Here is a 21,690-nt window from a genome sequence, read left to right as displayed (position 1 = left end):
TCCGGGCCCCGCTCACGCCTCGAACACCCTCCTCACTTCCCCATCTCGCTCGTGGCGCCTTCCGTCCGGTTGTTATTTTTGCCTTTAAATGTAATGATATAACATTCCTAAAAACAGAAAGACGGCAAGGATCCCGCTTGATCGGGATCGGTAAGCGCACGCCCTGTCATCCCGATCGCACTCAAGAAGAACGTCGACAAGACGGAAACGCATCCATCCCGTGGTCAACCTCAAATAAACCAAGATGAAAAACCGCACGCGCGTCTCCCACGCAGCCCTGCTGCTGTTCGCAATCGCTGCCCATGCCCATGCCGCGCCCGACGAAGGCTCGGTGACGGGCGCCGTCACCGACGCGGCGGGCAAGCCCGTCCAAAACGCCACCGTCAGCGTTCAGAACGCGAGCGGCGCCGCAGTCAATGAGGCGAAGACGGACGCAGAAGGTCGTTTTGCAATCGGCCATGTGACGCCGGGCACGTATGCGATCGTCGTTACGGCATCGGGATTCGCGAGCGGCAACAGCATAGCCACCACGACGGCGGGTGCAGAAAGCGCGGTGAGCGTCAAACTCACTCAAAGCGACACACTCGACGTTCAGGTGAACGCCAGGCGCCTCGATCAAGCTCGCAACGGGCTGCTGCCAGAAACCGGCAGTAGCGTGTACCGCTTCAGCCAGGCCGATATCAATGCGCTGCCCGCGGGGCAAGATACGCCGCTGAACCAGGTGTTGCTGCAGGCGCCCGGTGTGGCAAGCGACTCGTACGGCCAGTTGCACGTGCGCGGCGACCACGCAAACCTGCAATATCGCATCAACGGCATCATCATTCCCGAGCCGATCAGTGGTTTCGGTCAGACACTCGACACCCGCATCATCGACCAGGTGAACCTGCTCACCGGTGCCTTGCCGGCGCAGTACGGCTATCGCACTGCAGGCGTGGTGGACATTCGCACGAAAACGGGTGGCGCAGGCAACGGCGGATCCATTGACGTATTCGGCGGCAGCCATCAGACCATCAAGACCAGCGCGGATGTATTCGGCACTCAGGGGCCGCTCAGCTACTACTTCAGCGGCTCGGTCGGTATGAACAACCTCGGGATCGAAAATCCCACCGCCAGTGCCAACGCGATTCACGACCACACCCGCCAGGGCGATGCGTTCGGCTACATGTCATACATCATCAATCCGCTCACGCGCGTGAGTGTGATGTTCGGCACGACGAGCAACCAGTTCGAGATTCCCAATACACCCGGCCTGCCGACCCACTTCACGCTCAACGGCAACAACACGTTCAATTCGAGCCAACTGAACGAAACGCAATCGGAGTTGAACAACTTCGCCGTAGTGGCGCTTCAGGGCACCAATGGCGGCGCACTGGATTACCAGGTCGCTCTCTTTACGCGCTACACGCGGACGCAATTCAATCCCGATCCGGTCGGCGATCTGCTCTTTAACGGCGTGGCGTCGCAGGATTTTCACAGCAACTCGGCCAATGGCGCACAAGTGGACACGACCTGGCGGCTGAACGACAAGCATACGATCCGCGCGGGCATCTTCTTCCAGCAGGAACATGCGGTGTTCGACGACAGCGTCAACGTGTTCGCGACCGACAGTAACGGCAACCCGTTATCCGATCAGCCCTTCAATATTCAGGACTCCAGCAGCAAGACCGGTTATCTGTACAGCGCCTACGTGCAGGACGAATGGAAAATCACGGACAAGCTCACGCTGAACTATGGTCTGCGTTACGACAAGATGGACGAATATGTCAGCGCAAGCCAGCTCAGCCCTCGTATTGGCCTCGTTTATACGCTGACGCCGTCTACGACCTTCCACGCCGGTTACTCGCGCTATTTCACGCCGCCCGCGTTCGAGCTGGTATTCGGCTCGACCATCAGCCGCTTCAATGGCACGACCAACCAGAGTCCATCGAGCCAGAACGATCAGGTGCAACCGGAACGCAGCCATTATTTCGATCTCGGTGTGACCCAGCGCCTGGGGTCGAACGTGACGGTCGGGCTCGACGCCTACTACAAGAAATCGACGAACCTGCTCGACGAAGGCCAGTTCGGCTCCGCGCTCATCTTCACCCCGTTCAACTACCGGGAGGGACGTGTGTATGGGGTCGAGTTCACGGCCAATTACAAACAGGGCAACGTATCCGCGTATGTGAATATCGCGTGGAGCCGCGCGCAGGGAACCCAGATCGACTCCGCACAGTTCAATTTCGACCCGGCGGAACTCGCCTATATCAACAATCACTGGGTCTATCTGGATCACGACCAGCGCATCACCGCGTCATTCGGCGGAACCTACGACTTCGGCAGAACAACCTTCACTTTCGATGGACTGGTGGGAAGCGGTTTGCGTAGCGGCTTTGCGAACACCGACCGGCTGCCGCTCTATGCACAAGTCAATCTCGGTGTGATACAGCACTTTAACCAGCCGCTCATCGGCAAATTCGATGCAAGCCTGCTCGTGATCAACGCGTTCAATCGCGTCTACGAATTGCGCGATGGATCGGGCATCGGCGTTGGCGCACCGCAATATGGCCCACATTTCGCCGTCTATGCCGGCATCACCAAGCATTTCTAATTCCGTCAGGCTATGAAGAGGTAGGTCATGCAAGATTGGGCAAGCGTTCTGGCGGCGGTACGCGTAGGCGGATGGGTCATCTATCCGCTGACGATACTCGCCATTCTGGCGGTCGCGATCGCCCTCGACCGCATCTATGTGTTTCTGCGCTTTGGCCGTTTGCCGGGCGCGCTGCGTGACACAGACGAAATCGCGGCACCCGGATCAGCCCTTGATTGGGCCGGCAGCCTAAAGGATGCCTCCAGTCAGAACGCGTTCAGGCGGATGAGCGCGCCGTGGACGCCCGATCCTTCTGTACCGCTGTGGCTACGCGAGGCAAAGGCACAATCGGTCGCCTCGCAAATCGAACGCGACATGAGCAAAGGTTTCTGGGTGCTGGAAACCATCGTGACGGCGGCGCCCTTGCTGGGTCTGCTGGGCACCATCGTCGGCATGATGCATTCGTTCCAGTTGTTCGGCGGCGATGGTCTCGTCGATCCCGGCGGCGTGACCGGTGGCGTGGCGCAATCATTGGTGGCAACCGCGATTGGCCTGGTGGTCGCGTTGTTCGCGCTCTTTGCGTTCAACTATTTCTCCCGCCGGCTTGAACGCCTCATGGACGAGCTCGAGTCGTTCGCGAATGCGCGGCTCAGCGAAATCCGCCTTGCCGCCCCGCCGGTGGGAGCGCAGCCGTGAAGTTCAGGCGCTCGCGCGCGGCGAAGCGTGGTCGCATCGAAATCATTCCGATGATCGATGTGATGTTCTTTCTGCTGGCGACCTTCATGCTCGCGTCGCTCGCGATGCAGCGACTCGACGCACTCAAAGTCGAGCTCCCAGCCGGCCACGCGCAGCAAATGACGGCCCATGAGCCGCTGACAATCTCGGTGGACAATCGCAATGAGGTGTTCGTGAATCGTCAGGCCGTTCGGCTCGATCAGATCGAGGCGACGGTAAAACGTCTGCTGCAACCCGACGGCAATGTCGTAATCGCCGCTGACGACGCAGCGGGCCACGGCGTGGTCGTTCAGGCGATGCTGGCCGCGCGCCGCGCCGGCGCTGAGCGGTTTCTGATCGCCGTGCATCGTGAATAGCCGGATGCGCTTCGCGGTCGCTGTCGACGACTCTCCGCCAGTACGGATCGCGCTAGCGGTGCTGGTCGCGCTAGTCGTATGGATCGTGTTCCTGTTTCAGTTGGGACGTTGGTTGGGTCCATCGGCGCCTGCACATGCCCCTGTCAGGCCACTCGAGATGCAGGTGGTGGAACTCGATCCGCCGAAGGCGCCGGTTGCGGATGCTTCTGTGGCTCCGATTACGCACGCTCCGATCACTCCGGCAAAATCACGACAACCTGCCGATCCGCGCCCTCACGTCGCCACACAAGCACGCGCGACGTCACCTGTGCCCTCGAAGCCAGATGTGCGATCGGCGCAAAGCGTTGTGCCAGCTGCCCAATCGCCTCAATCGGCCCAATCGGCCCAATCGGCTCAGCCGGCCCAATCGCCTCAATCGGCACCGCCAACGGAAGAAGCGAAACCGTCAGCCGAGCCGCCTGCGCACGCTACTGCACCTTCGGAAGAAAGCGCAAACACCAGGTCATCCGGTGATGCCACGGCGCACGCCCTTTCCCAACCGTTACCGGAACTCCCCGACGATTTGCGCGAGCAGGCGTATCAAACCGTCGCGACGGCTCGCTTCGCGATTCACGTCGATGGCTCAGTCGAAGTCGATCTCATCAAGCCGACGTCCAACCCGCGACTCAACCAGATCCTCCTTGACGCGCTGCGCAAATGGCGGTTCTTTCCGGCAATGCAGGCCGGGCATCCGGTAGAAAGCCGGCAGGACATCCGTGTGCATTTCAATGTGAACTAGTGTGCTGACGGTGATGCGTCCGAGCTCGCCATGACCGCATCACCCCTGCGGTTTTCCGATGTTCAGACCAGCAAGGTCAAGGTGTCAAACAGCGCCACGTCCTCTTTTTTTGCCGATCGTGCATGTTTGCGGATCACTTGCAGCAGACACTCGATAAAGCAATGGGCCGCGCCGCCGAGCGTGCTATTTCGACGCGTGACAATGCTCAGTTGTCGCGAATCGAATTTCTCTTTCAGTGCCAGCGCCACCATCTGGCCTTGAAACAGGGGCGCCGTCTGGAGGACGGTTGGGCACCATGTGCACATGTCGGCACGTTCCACCAGCATCTGCAGGGTCCCTAGCGAATGAGCCCGTACGATGCGGTTCCCGTCGATCCGCGCGCCATGGCGCGTGAACAGATAGTCGATAAGCGCGTCCTGCCCGTCAGGCGCGAAATTCAGCGCCCAGTCCTGGTCGAGCAAATCGTGAATCGAACGACAGCCCTGACGCGGATGTCCCCGACGAACCATCACGGCCGTCTCGTAGTTCAAAACCGGTTCACAGGAAAACTCCTGAGTGGCGGTAGACGGATGCACCTGCCCGATCACGAAGTCCATGTCACCGGCACGCAACAGCGGTTGCGCGACAGCCATCAGACTCTCGAAAATTTCCAGTTGAATATCAGGCATCCGCTTGCGAAACAACAATACTGTCTCGGCCAGAAACGTCAACGTGATCCACGGTGTCACGCCAACACTAAGCCGCCCCTCCGCCCGGCCACGCAGTCTTGCCAGGTCGTTCTGGGCGTGCTCCAGCTGATTAAGGACGAGCCGCGCGTGTGTTAGCAATGCCTTGCCATATTCGGTAAAGCTGATTCCTGCTGGCGCACGTATCAGCAGCGGCAGTTGCTCGGTGGCTTCGAGTTCGCGCAGCGCGCGCGTGACAGCGGCCTGAGAAATCCCCAATGATCGCGCGGCCGCTCTGATGCTGCCCGTTTCCGCGCTCGCGACTAACGCCTGCAGTTGATGAATCTTCATGAAACCACCCCGACAACAAATGGTTGTCAGCATAACAAAACTGCGGCTTCACCCTCGAAATTTAGCTGCATAGCATTCCGACCAGTGCAGACAGTTGCGTTGCCCGAAACCCAACCGGCGTGGCGCGACGATCGGGTCTGCCCGCTCTTCCAAGGACTTCATCGATGGTTCAAGACTTCGTTTTGCCCGGTATCGCGGCCATTCAGGAGGAAATGATCGGCTTGCGCCGCCGCATTCACGCGTATCCGGAACTCGGCCTTCAGGAGGTCGCGACCAGTGAGCTGGTCGCCGAATGCCTGAGCCAGTGGGGCTATCAGGTCACACGCGGCGTGGGACAAACCGGCGTGGTGGGCACGTTAAAGAACGGACATGGTCCGTCCCTTGGGTTACGCGCCGATATGGACGCGCTTCCCATTCACGAGACGACGGGCCTGCCCTATGCCAGCCGGAACGACGGCGTCATGCACGCCTGCGGCCACGATGGGCATACGGCCACGTTGTTGGCTGCGGCAAAATACCTGGCCACAACGCGCGCTTTCTCCGGCACGCTGAACCTGATTTTCCAACCCGCTGAAGAAGGCCTCGGCGGCGCGCAAAAGATGATGGAAGACGGCCTCTTCGAACGCTTTCCGTGCGATTCCGTATTCGCTCTCCACAACGTCCCCGGGTATCCGGCCGGCCATCTGGGCTTCTTTAGGGGTGCATTCATGGCGTCCGCTGACACCGTTACCGTACGAGTGGTGGGTCGCGGCGGCCACGGTGCCGTACCGGACAAGGCGGTCGATCCGATCGTCGTGTGCGCGTCGATCGTAACGGCGCTGCAAAGTATCGTGTCACGTAACGTGAGCCCGCGCGATCTGGCCATCATCAGCGTCGGTTCGATTCATGCGGGCGTCGCGTCGAATGTGATCCCTTCATCGGCGCATATGCTGCTGACTGTCCGGGCGCTTGCGCCGGATGTGCGCGACCTGCTTGAACGCCGGATTCACGAACTCGTGCACGGGCAGGCGGCAAGTTTTGGCGCGCATGCGGAGATCGACTACTTCCGTTGTCATCCGGTGCTGATCAATCACGCGAGAGAAACGGATTTCGCGCGCCAGGTGGCTGCGGACTGGTTCGGCACGCAATCCATCATTGACGACCTCGAACCCTTCACGGCCAGCGAGGACTTCGCATGCATGCTCGAAAAATGTCCAGGCAGCTACCTCGTGATCGGCAATGGCGACGGTGAACGCAGTTGCGCACTCCATCACTCCGGCTACGACTTCAACGACGACTGCCTCGCGGTGGGCGCCACCTACTGGGTCAAGTTGACCGAGCGCTTTCTGGCAAACCCTGTTCGCACGGAACAGAACTAATTCAACAACGACGGTGAGGAGAAACATATGAAGAAGGCATTTGCAGCGATCTCGTTTGCTTTGATGGCCTTGTCTGGTAGCGCCAGTGCCGCCGACTGGTCCGGTAAGGAGATCAGGCTGGCGGTGGATCCGACCTACCCGCCGCTCGAGTTCAAGACGCCCGACGGCAAGCTGACCGGTTTTGGCGTGGATATCGCCAATGCGCTCTGTGCCGAGCTTCACGCGCGGTGCGTGTGGGTCGAAACCAGCTTTGACGGCATGATCCCCGGGCTGCTGGCGAGAAAGTTCGACGCGATTTCTTCGTCGATGACCATCACACCCAAGCGTATGCAGCAGATTGCGTTCACGAACAAGATCTCGAACGCACCGGCCCGCCTGGTTGTCAAGCGCGACTCCGATCTGCTGCCGACCGCCGCTTCGCTAAAAGGCAAGCGTGTCGGCGTCGAACAGGGTTCGAGTCAGGAAGACTACGCCAGAGCACAGTGGCAACCGGCTGGCGTACAGATCGTCTCTTACCAGAATCAGGACCAGGTCTACACCGATCTGATCTCGGGACGGCTCGATGCGGCCTTTCAGGCGTCGATCGAAGCGAGCGACGGTTTTCTGAAGAAGCCCGAGGGTAAGGACTACAAGTTCGCCGGCCCCGCTTTGGACGACCCGAAGTATTTCGGTCAGGGCGACGGTCTGGGCCTCCGCAAAGAGGATGTCGCATTGCGCGATGCGTTCAATCAGGCATTGGCTGCCGTGCTGGCAAACGGAACCTATGCGCGGATCAACCGGAAGTACTTCGACTTCGATATCTACGGCGCGAAGTGAGCCGGCCTGAGCCATAACAGGAGACAAAATGATACTCGGAGGCTTCGGGCCGGCTCTCGTCGCCGGCACCTGCGAAACGATCAAGCTCGCGCTGCTGTCGCTACTTGTTTCGTTCGTGCTCGGACTCTGCGGGGCAGCGGCCAGACTGTCCAGCCGCCGCTACATCGTCCGGGTCGGTGTCGCCTACACGACGCTGATCAGGGCGGTGCCGGATCTCGTGCTGATGCTGTTGCTCTTCTATAGCATCCAGATCGCGCTGAACCACATCACTGATGCGTTTGGCTTTAGACAAATGGATATCGATCCATTCACGGCAGGTGTCGTCACGATTGGCTTCATTTACGGCGCGTATTTCACCGAGACATTCCGTGGCGCGTTCATGGGCGTACCGAGGGGACAACTGGAAGCGGGCATGGCATTCGGCATGTCCAGCTGGCAGGTGTTCACTCGAATCATGTTTCCACAGATGATGCGACTGGCGTTGCCGGGAATCGGCAACAACTGGCAGGTTATCGTCAAGGCAACTGCGCTAGTGTCGATCATTGGGCTCTCGGATGTCGTCAAGGCGTCACAGGATGCCGGCAAGTCGACGCAGGATTTCTTTCTGTTCACGGTCGCGGCCGGTGCGATTTATCTGGCAATCACAACCGTGTCCAATGCAGTGTTGTGGCGGCTCGCTGTACGGTATTCCGTGGGTGTGAGGCGCGCGCCGGCATGATCGATATCGTTCGCCAGTACTGGCAAAACTACCTGTACACCGACGGCTTCCAGTTCACGGGGCTCGCGGTCACATTGTGGCTTCTCGTGGCGTCGCTCGGCCTCGGATTCATGTTGGCGTTGCCGCTCTCCGTGGCCCGTGCTTCGCGTCATCGATTCCTGTCGATACCGGTCTGGCTGTTCACCTACGTGTTTCGGGGAACGCCGCTCTACGTGCAATTACTCATCTGCTATACGGGACTGTACAGCTTGCATGTCGTGCATTCGCATGCGTTGCTCGACGCATTCTTTCGCGATGCGATGAACTGCACATTGCTGGCGTTTGCGTTGAACGAGTGCGCTTACGCCACAGAGATCTTTGCGGGATCGATCAGGGCGACCGCCTACGGAGAAATCGAAGCCGCGCTCGCGGTCGGCATGTCCACATTGACCGTCTACCGGCGAATCATTCTGCCTTCGGCGCTGCGGCGTGCGTTACCCATGTACGGCAACGAAGCGATTCTGATGCTCCACTCCACCACGCTCGCGTTCACCGCCACGATTCCAGACATTCTGAAAGTGACCCGTGATGTCAATTCGGCAACGTATGCATCATTTGAGGCCTTTGGGATTGCCGCGCTGCTGTATGCAATGGTCGCTTTCGCCCTGGTCTGGATGTTTCGGCAGCTTGAGCGACGCCTTCTGGCGTATCTGAAGCCACGAGCTGGATGACGGTGCATTGCCGCTCCAGAAAATCGTCGGGTTGGTCAATAGCAATCGAGTATTAAAAAAAACTTTAAACATTCAGGATGGCGAAGTGAATAATAAATTCGTTTTTATCGCAATAGCGTCAACATTTGCAACGTCGGCATTTGCACAGAGCAGCGTAACGCTGTACGGCGTGATTGACGAGGGACTCGACTTCACGAATAACGTTGGCGGAAATCACGTGTATGAAATGGCAAGTGGCTATGCACAGGGTAGTCGTTGGGGGTTGAAAGGCGCCGAGGATCTGGGTGGCGGCCTCAAGACGATCTTTCAGATCGAAAGCGGCTTCAACGTCAACACCGGCAAACTCGCGCAAGGCGGCCTCGGATTTGGACGCCAGGCGTATGTCGGTATCGAAAGCGAGCGGTACGGAACCGTGACGCTAGGCCGCCAATATGATTCGGTGGTCGACTATCTTGCGCTGACGACAGCCAATGGCAACTGGGGTGGTTATCTGCTATCGCATCCATTCGACAACGACAACACGGATAACACGTTCCGCGTCAACAACACGATCAAGTATGCGAGTCAGGATATTGCCGGCTTCCAGTTCGGCGGCACCTATAGCTTCAGCAACAGCACGGGCTTCGCCAACAACCGGCAGTTAAGCGTTGGCGCACAGTACACGTACGGCGGGTTATTGATTGCTGCGGCCTATCTGAACGCGGACAATCCGGGATCGACGTCCGGCGGCGCCATTGCCGGGTCAGGTTCAACCATCGCAGCCGACGCGAATTTTCAATCGGAGCGCTTGCGCATCTTTGGCGCAGGGATCAACTACACAATGGGCCCGGCGACGGTTGGCTTCGTTTATACCAACACGAACATCAGCAACCCGGTCGCGAATGTCGCCTACCTCAGCGCGCAGGAGAGCATCGAGCCGACTAGCGGTGCACTCGCAGGCGGGACATTGACCAGCTTGAAATATCAGAATTTTGAACTGAACGGTAAATATCAGTTCACGCCGGCGTTCTTCGTGGGCGCGCAATACGTCTATACGCTGGAGAACTACGACGCAACGACAGGCAGCGTACGACCGAAGATTCACACAGTCGGCTTGATGGCGGACTACAACCTGTCAAAGCGCACCGATGTCTACGTCCAGGGCGCCTTTCAAAAGATCGCCGGCGACGCAACCGGATCGGCGCTGGATCAGGCATACGTGCCCGGCGCGCAGGACCTGTCTTCGTCGTCGAGCCAGATTGTCGTTCGCGCGGCAATCCGGCATACGTTCTAACTCAAATCCAGCGGGTGCGTTGCTCTCGCGCACCCTTCACCCCTTCGTCGCCCCAAACGTCAACCCCGCAACAAAGTGCTTCTGCATCGCAAAGAACATGGCGACCGAAGGCAACGCGGCAAGAATCGACCCGGCGGACACAAGATTCCACGCGGTGGTCCACTGCCCCTTCAATGCCGCAACGCCTACGGTAATCGGTGCGGCATCGTCGCCTTGTGTCAGACACAAGGCCCAGAAGTAGTCATTCCACACGAACGTGAACACAAGAATCGCGAGAGCCGCAAGTGCGGGACGGATTAAAGGCAATACGATCCTGAAGAACACGGTCCATTCATTGGCGCCTTCAATCCGTGCGGCTTCAACCAGTTCAAACGGCAGTTGCTTAATGAAATTCCGCAGAAAGAGCGCGCAAAATCCAGTCTGAAACGACACATGGAACAGGATCAACGCGCCCACCGTATTGAACAAGCCGAGCTGCAACGAGAGATCCCGCACCGGAATCATCAACACCTGCACCGGGACAAAATTGCCCGCGACAAACGTCGCAAACAATGCCGAATTGCCGCGAAACCGATAGATGGCCAGCGCGAATCCCGCCATCGCCGCGAGTGCAATCGAGCCGACCACCGCGGGCACGGTAATCAGCACGCTGTTCCAGAAGTAATGCAGCATCGGTGAGGTCGTCAACGCCTCGCGATAGTTATCGAACATCGCGAAATGCTTTGGCCAACCCCAATAGTTGCCCTCGCTCAGTTCTTCCGTCGAACGCACCGAAGTCACAAGAACCGCGATCATGGGCAGCAGCCAGATCAGCAGCGCGAGCGGCAACGTCAGTTTGTACGCGCGGCGTGTCACCGGCTTCCATTTGTCGATCGGGATTGGAAACATGATCGGCTCCTTATTGCTCGGTGCGCAGCATGCGGCGCAAGTGATAAACGATATACACGAGCATGATCCCGAACAGCACGACCGCCACCGCCGCGGAATAGCCGACGCGGTAATACTTGATCGCCTGGTCATACATGTAATACGCAAGCACGGTCGAACTTTCGAACGGCCCGCCGCCGGTCATCACCGAAATCAGATCGAAGCTGCGCAACGCGCCGATCACCGTGACAACGATCGCCATGAACGTGGTCGGCCGCAATTGCGGCAAGATCACGTGCCACAGCATCGACCAGCCGCGCGCGCCCTCCATTCGCGCAGCCTCGATCTGCTCGGCGTTCAGCGACGTCAGGCCGGTCAGGTAGAGAATCATGCAATACGCCGTTTGCGGCCACAGTGCCGCGAACACGATCCCGAGGGTCGCGTAGCGCGGATCACCGAGCACCGGCACGCCGTGCCCGAGAATCACCGCCAGCAGGCCGAAGGTCGGGTCGTAGAACCACGAAAAGATCAAACCGACCACCACGCCCGATAAAACGAACGGCGCGAAAAACAGCGATTTGACGATGCGAATACCGGCCACCGCCTGATTCAGATAGAGCGCGACGGCGAGCCCCATCGGCGGGGCAAGCAGAAACAGCAGCAGCCAGATGAGATTGTTCTTCAGCGCAGTGTAGAACGTCTGCGTATGGAATAACTCAACATAATTGGCGATGCCGACGAAAGACGGGTCGGTCATCCCATCCCAGTTGAAAAAGCTCAGGTGGATGGTCGAGATGATTGGCCACACGACGTAAATCGCCACCATCACGCAGGCCGGCGCGAGAAACAGAAAGGCGGCTCGCCGCTGCCGGCGCGCGGTCGGCGATGGACGGCGACGGCGTGCCACACGAGGTGGCCCACCGCGCAATGCACCGCCCGAAGCCGGTCCGCCCGGCGCAGGAAAGCCAGAACCGCCTGGTTCGGCAGGGCCACCAACAGTGTGACGGGTGACGGAGTGCGACACGATCATTCTCCCGATCGAACGTGGCGAGTTGGCACTTAAGCGGGCGGCCCATCAACGGGCCGCCACCGCTCACTTCTTGTAGATCCGCTTGCGCGTCTGCTCGAGTTGCGCGAGCACGTCGTCAAGCTTTGAAGGATCGGAAACGAATTGCTGCATCCCCTTCATTCCTTCATCGGCCATTTCCTTCGTCATGTCGCGATCGTAGAATTGCGCAATACCGCCCTTCGTATTCGAGAGGATCTGGAAGCCGATCTTCGAAATGGGATCCTCAGGCTCAGGCGACTTGCTGTTCGCCGACAGCGAGCCAAGACCGGCTGCCAGCTTCGCGCCATTTTCCGGTGTCTCGACGAACGCGAGGAACGCATGCGCGTCCGCCTTGTTCTTCGCCTTGGAGGGAATATGCAGCGATTCGACCGGACCATCTTCAGCCGTCGGCACGCTCGCGTCAATGATCGGGAACTGGAAGTAGCCCATTTCCGGTTTCACGTTCGGCGGAAAACCGGCGGAGATGAAGGTGCCCATCAGCATCATCGCGGCCTTGCCCTGGAACAGGAATGGCTGCACCGAATCCAGATCGTAGGAGAGCGAGTTGTCGATGAAATAGCCGGCGTCGATCAGTTGTTTCCACGTCGTGTAGACCTTTTTCACGCGCGGATCGGTGTACGCGATGTCGCCCGCCATCAGTTTCTGATGGAACGCGTTGCCGTTCAGGCGCAGGTCGAGATAATCGAACCAGCCGGCCAGCGTCCACGAATCACGTCCAGCCACTGCAATCGGCGTAATGCCCGCTGCTTTCAGCTTCTTGCAGTCGTCGAGGAACTGGTCCCATGTTTTCGGCTCGCCGGTAATGCCGACCTTCTGGAACAGATCCTTGCGATAGAACATGCCCCACGAGTAATACACGGTTGGCGCGGCATACTGCTTGCCCTTATACGACGACGCTTCCTTCGTCGACGCATACATGTCGTTCCAACCGTTCTTCGCCCAGTCGCCGCTCAGATCGTCGAACAGGCCGCGTTGCGCGTAATACGCCATCCGCTCGCCGTCATGCCAGTTGACGATATCGGGCGCGACAGTGGAGAGCCAACCGGGCAACTGCACCTTGTACGCTTCCTCATCGACGAATGACACCTTCACGTCCGTGCCCGGATGCGTTTTCTTGAATTCGTCAATGATCGACTGCCAGACAGCGCGCTGACTCGCGCCCTTGAACGCGATGTTGACCGCGAGCGTGCCGGCCTGCGCCGTGCTGACAACGGATGTGCCTGCGGCCGCCGCGGCGAGCGCGAGTGCCAGCAGAATCTTGCGAGGTTTCAGTGCCATATTGCCGTCTCCTTTATTCCTTGATTTTGCGTCGTTGTTGTTACTGCATGGAATCCTTCGTTCAGCGCTTCAAATCATGTGTTCGATCGATAAACGGCCACACCCTGCGGTTCGATAGCGCGGGAGCCGATTACGAAAGCATCGTCGGCGACATTGGCAAGCGTGTGGATCTGCTCGCCGTAGTTCAACACGTAGGTCAGCGCGCCACGACGGCTGATGCGTACGCTGTCGCCGAGCGGTAGCGTGTCGATGCCCGCCTCCCCGGCGATCTGCTCGAACAGACGGGCGGTGAGCGCGTCGTCGAACAGGCTCGCGAGATAATGAAACGCGCCGCTTTTCACGTAGGCAGGGTGACCGTCCGCGAAATACGCACGCACGTGGAGTGCGTTCGTTACATCGCTGCCGACATCGATGAAATCGCGCCAGTGGCGCGCCACGCCGTCTTCCGCGACCGCGTCCTTGCTGTCTGCCAGCCGCACTGCTTCGGTTACATTCGGCCGCATCGATTCAACGCGCCACACCCGCAGCGGCATCACCGAGGTGAGCGCGCCCGGCGGCAGATTCGCCGGAATCTGTAAATCCTGAGTCTTCGAACCGGTGCGCGGACCCAGCACAACTTGCGCGCCCGAGCTCGCAAGCCGGGCGACGAAATCGGCGGGCACAACCGGCAACGGCGGCACGACAATCAGACGATAGCCGTCGAGCGGCGCATCAACCGGCACGATATCGACATCGAGCCCGAGCGAGCGCAGCGCCGAGTAATACTCGAATGCGAAGCGCGGATAGTGGAAGTCCGCCCCTTGCGGATGAATCTCGAAGAGCCACTTCGCTTCGTAGTCGTAGACGAGCGCGACCTTCGATCGAATCACGGCATTGGCATCGGCGTTCGCGGCGAGCACCGTGCGAATCTCGTCAGCGACCTGCGCAGCTTCGCTGCCGCCGACGTCGAGCCGGTTGTCAGGCGTGTTCAAACCGGCGTGCATCTGTTCCTGTGCAAACGGCGCCTGACGCCAGCGGAAATACGACACACAGCCCGCGCCGTGCGCGAACGCCTCCCAACTCCACAGCCGCACCATGCCAGGAAGCGGCGCAGGATTCCATTGCGCCCAGTTCACCGGCCCCGGCTGCTGCTCCATCACCCAGAACGGCAGCTTCGACATGCCGCGGTACACGTCATGATTGAACGACGCGAAGTCGGGATGCCCGCTGCGCAACCAGCGCGCCTTCACTTCCGGCGCAAACCACTGCTCTTCGAGTCCACCGAGCGGATAGCTGTCCCATGCCGCCACATCGAGATCGGCCGCCACCTTGTAGTGATCGAACTCGGAAAAGAGCTGCATGAAGTTGTGCGCGACCGGCCGCCCCGGCGAATGCGCGCGGATGATCTCCACCTGCATGCGGTTGTAGCGCGCCACTTCATCTGAGGCGAAGCGCCGGTAATCGAGCCGGTGCGACGGATGCGCTTCGGTGACCGTCGCCACCGGCGCGTCGATCTCGGCGAAACTGCGATATTCCATGCTCCAGAACACCGTGCCCCACGCACGATTCAGTTCTTCGACGGTTTGATAGCGCGCCTTGAGCCACTCGCGAAAGCGCCCCACTGCCGCCGGCGAATAACTGACCACCGTGTGATGGCAACCGAATTCGTTGTCGGTCTGCCAGTACGCGACAGCCGGATGCTTGCCGTAACGCTCGGCGACTGCCGTGCAGATCCGCTGCGAGGCGGCAAAATACGAAGGCGACGAGAAATCGTAATGACGACGTGAGCCGAAGGCGCGCGGGCGGCCGTCGGCACCGATCGGCAGAATGTCCGGATGACGGTCGATCAGCCACTTGGGCGGCGTCGCCGTCGGCGTACACATGACGACCTGCAGACCAGCCGCGCCGAGTACGTCGATCGCGCGATCCAGCCAGCCCCAGTCGTATTCGCCAGGCGTCGGCTCCATCCGGCTCCATGCAAATTCGGCGATCCGCACCTGCTCGATGCCGAGTGCCTTCATCCGGCGGGCGTCGTCTTCCCACATCGACTCCGGCCAGTGTTCCGGGTAATAACAGACTCCAAGGCGCATCCGAATGTCCTTTATGCGTAGTGTTCGACGGATTCGAGCGAAGCGGCGGCAAAGCCGTCTTCGGTAAACAAATGGCAAGCGCGGCTCGGCACGCGCAAGCTCGCGCGGTCACCCGGCACGAGGCGTGTGTCGCCCGGCGCCTTGGCGATCAGCGCGGCAGCGCCGGGATGATCGAGGTGGACGTAGCTATGCTCGCCGAGCTGTTCGACGAGGGATACCGTGCGAGTCAGAACGGCGTCCTGTGCGTTTGCAGACGCGGCCGCATCGATAAATTCCAGGTGTTCAGGTCGTACGCCTAGCGTGACGGCTTGCGACGTCTGGAGCCCTTCACCGCTGACCGGCACACGCACGTTTTCGTCGGTGTGATCGAGCGTGATAACCACGCCCTGCGGATCGACCAACGCCACCCGCCCCGGCAAAAAGTTCATGCGCGGCGAACCAATGAAACCGGCGACGAAGCGACTCCTGGGACGGTGATATAACTCGAGCGGCGCACCGATCTGCGCGATGCTGCCGTAGCGCTCGGTGTCCTTGCCGGCGTGCAGCAACACGATCTTGTCGGCCAGCGTCATGGCTTCGATCTGGTCGTGAGTGACGTACACGACGCTGGCTTTGGCGAACTGCTTATGCAGTCGTGCGATTTCGACGCGGGTCTGGCCGCGCAGCGTCGCGTCGAGGTTAGAGAGAGGTTCGTCGAACAGAAACACGCCGGGTTCACGCACGATGGCCCGGCCAATCGCCACACGCTGACGCTGGCCGCCGGACAGTGCCTTCGGCCGGCGCTCGAGCAAGGCCTCCAGTTGCAGGATGCGTGCAGCTTCGCGCACCTTGCGGTCGATTTCGTGTTTCGGGGTTTTAGCCAGCTTCAGGCCGAATGCCATGTTCTCGAACACGGTCATATGCGGAAACAGCGCGTAGCTCTGGAACACCATCGCCACACCGCGCTGCGCCGCCGGTACATCGTTGACGAGGCGGCCGGCGATCGACAGGTCGCCGTCGGTCAAGTCTTCGAGGCCGGCGATCATGCGCAGCAAGGTGGACTTGCCGCAGCCGGACGGACCGAGAAACACGCAGAACTCGTTTTCCCCAATCTCCAGATCGACGTCGCGGATCACCAGCGCGCCGTCGCCATACGCCTTCTGCACGCCTTTCAACGAAATGCTCGCCATCGCTTCGACTCCGTGATTTAATTGGCTCGATGTCGGAGATTAAGCGCTTAATCAGTCAAGCCTAAAAAATCGATCGCAAGCGATCGTGAGGCCTTACCTGTCTCCGATATCGTTTTGTCTGTGCGGCAAATGGTGCCGCGCCTTTCGCCCCGATGCAAATATCGAACAGCCATCCCAAATACTGACAGGCCATGTCCACACTTAGCGAAGTCGCACGGCATGCCGGCGTTACGCCGGCCACGGTATCGAATGTACTGCGCAATCGCGGCCGGGTCGGCGCGGCCACCCGGCAGCGGGTGCTCGACGCCATCGAGGTGCTCGGCTATCGCCCACATCTCGCCGCTCGCGCGCTCGCCGAAGGTCGCGCGCCGACGCTGGCGCTGATGGTGTCGAGCATCGCCAATCCGTTTTATCCGGAGTTCGCACTCGCGGTCGAACACGCCGCGCGCAGCAGCGGCCACTTCCTGATCATCTGCAATACGAACGAGAATCCGCTGATCGGCCGGGCGTATCTGGACCAGATTGCGGGAACGCTTTCCGAGGGCGTGCTCGTGACCAACGCCAACCTCGATTTTGCGGACCTTCATGCGATCGAATCGCGCGGCACGCCCGTCGTGCTGTGCATGTGGGAGCGGCCTGACGACCCGCCGGGGCTGCCGTGCGTCGCGGTCGATTTTCGACTGGCTGGCGAATTGGCCGGCAGGCATCTGCTGGAGCTTGGGCATCGACGGATCGGCGCGGTTGTCGGCAGCAAGGCCTCGGGCATTCACGCGGCTCGTTACGAGGGATTCGCCGAGGCTGTGCATGCGGCCGGTGCGCCGAAAAGCCCGGTCGAGCACGCGCCCGATACGATACAAGGCGGTTACACCGCAACGCGCGCGCTGCTGGAAGCCGATCCCACACTCACCGCGATTTACGCGACCAACGATCTGCCGGCGCTCGGTGCAATGCACGCGGCGGCCGATCTCGGTCTGAACGTGCCGGGCGATCTATCCGTAGTCGGCATCACCGATATTCAACTGGCGCGCGAGTCCCGGCCCGCGTTGACGACGGTCGCTGTGCCGACCGTCGAAGTCGCCGGTCTCGCGGTTTCGCTGTTGCGCGAGTTGATCGAATCCTCGTATGGGCAAGCGGGTCGCGAGGTCGCCGCAAGCGTGCCGATGCGGATTTCCTCGCCGCCGCAACTGGTTGTGCGCGCATCGACCGGCGCGGCGCGTCAGGCGCGATGAATGATGCGGGCGAGTACGCTCGTGTGGCCGTAACGGTGTCAGGGACGTTACGTAGCGAACCCTGAATACACCCATCCCCGCCTTCCGGGCTGTCGCCCGCAAACGCCTGTATCAAGCGGTTCCGTGGCAAAAACATCGCGCCGATCAGTTCATCCATGCAGTTGGCACGGTCCCTGCAGTAAAGCAGGAAAAGGCCGGGCGCCGGCAGGAATCATATGCCGCTCGCGCTCCCCCAACTGGCCGGGCCAAGGCCATAACACGCATGGATACTCAAATGATTGCCGCTCTTCTCGACGCCGATGTCGCCGAACAGTCCGACGCGGACTCGACTTTCGCGCAGCGTCACCCCCTGCAAATCGCAGTTTGCCTACGCAAGCTGATGACCGGGCAGGACTTCGTGACGGTGGAATTCAACGGCCGTCAGATCGTTACACAAGTACTCGATGTCGACTCGCGCAATGCCCGCTTCATCTTCGACGCCGGCAGTGTCGATGCCGACAACTACGCGCTACCGGCCGCGCGCCAGTTGATCTTCCGCAGCTTGCCGGGTGGCATTCGCACGGAGTTCACGACGCTTAACGCAAACCCCATCATGTTCGACGGGCGCCCGGCTTTCGAGACAGCCTTTCCGGCGCTCCTCTACTACGTTCAACGCCGCGAATTCTTCCGCGTGCAAACGCCCGTGCTGGATCCGTACATCGCCAGCGGGCCGTATGTGGACGGCGGTTCGTTCCGGCTGGAACTGCAGGACCTTTCATTGGGCGGCGTGGCGTTGAAAACCGCCGACGAGCGCTTCGGCTCACTTGAAAGCGGCACCGTATTGCGCGACGTGACGCTGCAACTCGGCAGCTTCGGCACGCTGCGACTCGATCTGGAAATCGTCGCGCCGCGGCAATTGACTACACCGAAGGGCGACCGTCGCTTCGTCATCGGCTGCAAGTTCATGCAGACACCGGGGCCGGCGGAACGGACCCTGCAACGTGTCGTCACCCAACTCGAAACGAAGCGTCAAACGCTCGTGACGCGCCGGTAAGCACCCTCAAGCGCGCGCGCCGCGATTCTCACGGCATTGATCAGGTTTGCGGTCATCGCTGTGAGAATCGTTGTTTTCAACCCCCACTGAAAATCTTCACGACGCACGCCAATGCGTTCGAGAAACATCCCTTAAGATTTCAATTCACCTTCAATCGAGCCAGGACTTTCCCCAAGTTCCTGCGTTCGATCTCGCACCGCGTTACGCCCGCCAATCCCCGCCCCGCAAGCTTTTCCGCCCTCCCGGCTGTTTCGGCACGTCAACCCCCATCCCAATCGTTTTCTTGACGTGCGTCCGCCCGCCTGCTGTACTAAATCAATCCAAGTGATTTAGGCGGTCCGCGTCGGATTACCCTTGGAATTGCATTGGGGTTCCACGCCAGGTCCCCAATCAGGTTGCAAACAGGTTGCAAACGCGCAGCGTTCGCGTGTGCAACCGCCCGCAGTCCACAACGTTGTTGCCAATAACCGGAGGAGCGTCCCATGAATCTGAATTCCCGCAGGCACCCTGTCGCCAGGAAAATCGTGTCGATGTGCGTAGCGGCATCGGCCGTGTGGTGTGCGAGCGCGAGCCAGGCAGCCGACCAGCCTGTCGTCGGGCTCATCACCAAGACCGACACGAACCCGTTCTTCGTGAAGATGAAACAGGGCGCCGAAGCCGCCGCCTCGAAAGACGGCGCCAAGCTGCTCACCGCGGCCGGCAAGTTCGACGGCGACAACGCGAGCCAGGTCACCGCCATCGAAAACATGATGACGGCCGGCGCGAAAGCCATTCTGATCACGCCGAGCGATACCAAAGCGATCGTGCCGAGCATCAAGAAAGCGCGCGCGGCCGGTGTGATGGTGGTCGCACTCGACACGCCGACCGATCCGCAAGATGCCACTGACGCCCTCTTCGCCACCGACAACTTCAAAGCCGGCGTGCTGATCGGCAAGTACGCGAAAACCGCCATGAACGGTAAACCCGCGAAGATCGCCACGCTCGATCTCGCACCCGGCGTATCGGTCGGCGTATTGCGTCATAACGGCTTCCTGGAAGGCTTCGGCGTGAAGGAAGGCGATCCGTCGATCGTCTGCAGCCAGGACACCCGCGGCGATCAGGCGAAGGGCCAGACGGCGATGGAAAACTGCCTGCAGAAATCGCCGGACATCAACGTGGTCTACACGATCAACGAACCGGCCGCAGCGGGTGCGTATCGCGCGCTCAAGGCGGCGGGCAAGGATAAGAGCGTGATGATCGTTTCCATCGACGGCGGCTGCGAAGGCGTACGCAATGTGAAGGCCGGCGCGATTGCCGCGACCTCGCAGCAGTATCCGTTGAAGATGGCCGCGCTCGGCGTGACGGCGGGTGTCGAGTATGCGAAGACCGGCAAGAAGGTCTCCGGCTATCAGGACACGGGCGTGACGCTGATCACCGACAAGCCGATGTCCGGCGTCGACAGCAAGGATACGAAGTTCGGCCTCGACAACTGCTGGGGCAACAAGTAACGCGCTCCGAACGGCGGCCCACTTCGATGGGCCGCCGATGGCTCGCCAGCCACTGGATGGCCGGCCACGCTGATCGCCGGATCAGACGCGGCGGCCGGATGGCCGACCGCTGTATTCACCGCATGGCCTGCACGCCACGTTCATGTATCTAGGACACCTATCATGTCGACTCCTTCTGCGCCCGCCAGCCACTCGCGCCCCTTCAGCGAACGCTTGCCGTCGCTCGCTGAAATCGGACCACTGATCGCCCTGCTGCTGGCCTGCGGCTTCTTCATCTCGCAGAGCAACCGGTTCCTGTCGTTCCAGAACCTCTCGCTAATCCTGCAACAGACCATGGTGGTCGCCGTCATCGCCATCGGCCAGACGCTGATCGTGCTGACAGGCGGGATCGATCTGTCGTGCGGGATGGTGATGGCGTTCGGCTCGATCATCATGACCAAATTCGCGGTCACGCTCGGCGTGCCGCCCGTTCTCGCGATTCTGTGCGGCATCGCCGCGAGCGCGCTGTTCGGTGCGCTCAATGGCGTGCTGATCACGCGGATCAAGTTACCGGCTTTTATCGTCACGCTGGGTACGCTGAACATTGCGTTCGCGCTCACGCAGATCTATTCGAACGCGGAGAGCGTCTCGAACCTGCCGGACGCGATCATGTTCCTCGGCAACACGTTCAAACTCGGCCCCGCCGACGTCACCTACGGCACCGTGCTCACGCTGCTGATGTACGTGGCGACATGGTTCGTCTTGCGCGACACCGTGCCCGGCCGGCATCTGTATGCGCTCGGCAATAATCCCGAAGCCGCTCGACTGATGGGCCTCTCGTCGCAAAAGATCCTGCTTACCGTGTATTCGCTGGCCGGTGCGATCTACGGCATCGCCGCGCTGTTGTCGGTGTCGCGTACCGGCGTCGGCGATCCGCAGGCAGGGCAAACCGAGAACCTCGACAGCATTACTGCCGTGGTGCTGGGTGGCACGAGTCTGTTCGGTGGACGCGGCTCGATTACCGGCACGCTGCTCGGCGCGCTGATTGTCGGCGTGTTTCGCAATGGTTTGACGCTGATCGGCGTCTCTTCGGTCTACCAGGTGTTGATCACCGGCATGCTGGTGATTCTCGCGGTGGCCGCGGACAAACTTTCCCATCGTCGCGGTTGAGCACTCAACAG

At 60.3% G+C, this 21,690-nt stretch carries 19 protein-coding genes; 13 read left to right on the top strand and 6 right to left on the bottom strand.

Annotated features, from left to right (window positions below; translation table 11 throughout):
- Nucleotides 1-244 precede the first annotated feature (244 nt).
- From PQQ52_RS21480 to PQQ52_RS21465, 4 genes are all read left to right on the top strand, one after another.
- Nucleotides 245-2,590: a TonB-dependent receptor gene (locus PQQ52_RS21480; RefSeq protein WP_408215547.1), complete on the top strand. Its 2,346-nt coding sequence runs from the start codon at nt 245-247 to the stop codon at nt 2,588-2,590.
- 27 nt (nt 2,591-2,617) lie between these two features.
- Nucleotides 2,618-3,265 (top strand): MotA/TolQ/ExbB proton channel family protein, encoded by a 648-nt coding sequence (locus PQQ52_RS21475; protein WP_408215544.1) that lies wholly within the window; start codon nt 2,618-2,620, stop codon nt 3,263-3,265.
- A complete protein-coding gene (locus PQQ52_RS21470; RefSeq protein WP_408215541.1) occupies nt 3,262-3,660 on the top strand; it encodes an ExbD/TolR family protein in 399 nt (132 codons plus the stop codon). The genes PQQ52_RS21475 and PQQ52_RS21470 overlap by 4 nt, the downstream gene beginning before the upstream one ends.
- 157 nt (nt 3,661-3,817) lie before the next feature.
- A complete protein-coding gene (locus PQQ52_RS21465) occupies nt 3,818-4,438 on the top strand; it encodes an energy transducer TonB (protein ID WP_408215539.1) in 621 nt (206 codons plus the stop codon).
- A gap of 62 nt (nt 4,439-4,500) precedes the next feature.
- On the opposite strand, the gene PQQ52_RS21460 is transcribed toward PQQ52_RS21465, so the two are convergent.
- Entirely contained in the window at nt 4,501-5,454 is a 954-nt protein-coding gene (locus tag PQQ52_RS21460) for a LysR substrate-binding domain-containing protein (protein ID WP_408215822.1), read from the bottom strand.
- 164 nt (nt 5,455-5,618) lie between these two features.
- On the opposite strand from PQQ52_RS21460, the gene PQQ52_RS21455 reads away from it, so the two are divergent.
- The 5 genes from PQQ52_RS21455 to PQQ52_RS21435 all read left to right on the top strand — a co-directional run bounded on the left by PQQ52_RS21455 (nt 5,619) and on the right by PQQ52_RS21435 (nt 10,329).
- The gene (locus PQQ52_RS21455) at nt 5,619-6,812 is read left to right on the top strand and encodes a M20 aminoacylase family protein (protein WP_408215536.1); all 1,194 of its coding nucleotides are present in this window, start codon (nt 5,619-5,621) and stop codon (nt 6,810-6,812) included.
- A gap of 27 nt (nt 6,813-6,839) precedes the next feature.
- The gene (locus tag PQQ52_RS21450) at nt 6,840-7,628 is read left to right on the top strand and encodes an ABC transporter substrate-binding protein (protein ID WP_408215533.1); all 789 of its coding nucleotides are present in this window, start codon (nt 6,840-6,842) and stop codon (nt 7,626-7,628) included.
- Nucleotides 7,629-7,656: 28 nt separating this feature from the next.
- Entirely contained in the window at nt 7,657-8,346 is a 690-nt protein-coding gene (locus PQQ52_RS21445) for an ABC transporter permease (protein WP_408215530.1), read from the top strand.
- A complete protein-coding gene (locus tag PQQ52_RS21440) occupies nt 8,343-9,056 on the top strand; it encodes an ABC transporter permease (RefSeq protein WP_408215527.1) in 714 nt (237 codons plus the stop codon). Before PQQ52_RS21445 ends, PQQ52_RS21440 begins: the two co-directional genes overlap by 4 nt.
- 85 nt (nt 9,057-9,141) lie before the next feature.
- Nucleotides 9,142-10,329, top strand: a complete 1,188-nt coding sequence (locus PQQ52_RS21435; protein ID WP_408215524.1) for a porin — start codon at nt 9,142-9,144, stop codon at nt 10,327-10,329.
- Nucleotides 10,330-10,365: 36 nt separating this feature from the next.
- Here the strand turns inward: PQQ52_RS21435 and PQQ52_RS21430 are convergent, their stop codons facing one another.
- The 5 genes from PQQ52_RS21430 to PQQ52_RS21410 all read right to left on the bottom strand — a co-directional run bounded on the left by PQQ52_RS21430 (nt 10,366) and on the right by PQQ52_RS21410 (nt 16,781).
- Nucleotides 10,366-11,217 carry a carbohydrate ABC transporter permease gene (locus PQQ52_RS21430; protein WP_408215521.1) on the bottom strand — a complete coding sequence of 284 codons (852 nt, stop codon included), beginning with the start codon at nt 11,215-11,217 and terminating at the stop codon, nt 10,366-10,368.
- A 10-nt stretch (nt 11,218-11,227) separates the two neighbouring features.
- Nucleotides 11,228-12,226, bottom strand: a complete 999-nt coding sequence (locus PQQ52_RS21425; protein WP_408215517.1) for a carbohydrate ABC transporter permease — start codon at nt 12,224-12,226, stop codon at nt 11,228-11,230.
- Between the two features lie 63 nt (nt 12,227-12,289).
- Nucleotides 12,290-13,543 carry an ABC transporter substrate-binding protein gene (locus tag PQQ52_RS21420; protein WP_408215514.1) on the bottom strand — a complete coding sequence of 418 codons (1,254 nt, stop codon included), beginning with the start codon at nt 13,541-13,543 and terminating at the stop codon, nt 12,290-12,292.
- Between the two features lie 74 nt (nt 13,544-13,617).
- The gene (locus PQQ52_RS21415; RefSeq protein ID WP_408215510.1) at nt 13,618-15,612 is read right to left on the bottom strand and encodes a beta-galactosidase; all 1,995 of its coding nucleotides are present in this window, start codon (nt 15,610-15,612) and stop codon (nt 13,618-13,620) included.
- Nucleotides 15,613-15,623: 11 nt separating this feature from the next.
- Nucleotides 15,624-16,781 (bottom strand): ABC transporter ATP-binding protein, encoded by a 1,158-nt coding sequence (locus PQQ52_RS21410; RefSeq protein ID WP_408215508.1) that lies wholly within the window; start codon nt 16,779-16,781, stop codon nt 15,624-15,626.
- A 191-nt stretch (nt 16,782-16,972) separates the two neighbouring features.
- Here PQQ52_RS21410 and PQQ52_RS21405 point away from each other — a divergent pair, with 191 nt between their 5' ends.
- From PQQ52_RS21405 to PQQ52_RS21390, 4 genes are all read left to right on the top strand, one after another.
- Nucleotides 16,973-18,010, top strand: coding sequence for a LacI family DNA-binding transcriptional regulator (locus PQQ52_RS21405; protein WP_408215505.1), 1,038 nt, complete (start codon nt 16,973-16,975; stop codon nt 18,008-18,010).
- 274 nt (nt 18,011-18,284) lie between these two features.
- Entirely contained in the window at nt 18,285-19,043 is a 759-nt protein-coding gene (locus PQQ52_RS21400; RefSeq protein ID WP_408215503.1) for a flagellar brake protein, read from the top strand.
- 482 nt (nt 19,044-19,525) lie between these two features.
- Nucleotides 19,526-20,530: a sugar ABC transporter substrate-binding protein gene (locus PQQ52_RS21395; RefSeq protein WP_408215500.1), complete on the top strand. Its 1,005-nt coding sequence runs from the start codon at nt 19,526-19,528 to the stop codon at nt 20,528-20,530.
- Between the two features lie 162 nt (nt 20,531-20,692).
- Nucleotides 20,693-21,679, top strand: coding sequence for an ABC transporter permease (locus tag PQQ52_RS21390; protein ID WP_408215498.1), 987 nt, complete (start codon nt 20,693-20,695; stop codon nt 21,677-21,679).
- Nucleotides 21,680-21,690 lie beyond the last annotated feature (11 nt).

Origin of the sequence: Paraburkholderia sediminicola, assembly GCF_046030555.1 — a bacterium.
GTDB classification, from domain to species: Bacteria; Pseudomonadota; Gammaproteobacteria; order Burkholderiales; family Burkholderiaceae; genus Paraburkholderia; species Paraburkholderia sediminicola_E.
This window is presented reverse-complemented; position numbering and strand designations above follow the sequence as displayed.